The sequence below is a fragment of the Mesorhizobium sp. WSM4819 genome, assembly GCF_055811215.1.
Map to the genome: position 1 here is coordinate 1 of NZ_JBVVQO010000099.1, position 482 is coordinate 482.

1 protein-coding gene is annotated in these 482 nt (G+C 68.3%); it reads right to left on the reverse strand.

The window, feature by feature from the left end:
• On the reverse strand, positions 1 to 482 hold a 482-nt coding region (locus AC0L18_RS32400; protein WP_473495746.1), incomplete at both ends, for a TCP-1/cpn60 chaperonin family protein.

Consider the following 482-nt stretch of genomic DNA (forward strand, 5'->3'; position numbering starts at 1 on the left):
CCGCCAGCCGACTCCTTCTTCGGAGCCTCCGCGATCATGGCTTCGGTGGTGACCAGCAGGCCGGCGACCGAGGCCGCGTCCTGGAGAGCCGTGCGCACGACCTTGACCGGATCGACGATACCCATGGCGATCATGTCGCCATATTCGCCGGTCTGGGCGTTGAAGCCGAAGGTCGGGCCCTTGTTCTCGAGGATCTTGCCGGCAACGATCGAGGCTTCCGCACCGGCGTTGGCCGCGATCTGACGGGCCGGAGCCTGCAGCGCGCGACGCACGATGGCGATGCCAGCGGTCTGGTCGGAGTTGGCGCCGACAGCCTTGATGCTCAGCGAAGCGCGCAGCAGTGCGACGCCGCCGCCGGGAACGATGCCTTCTTCCACGGCCGCGCGGGTCGCGTTGAGGGCGTCGTCGACGCGGTCCTTCTTTTCCTTGACTTCGATCTCGGTCGCACCGCCGACGCGGATGACGGCAACGCCGCCCGCCAG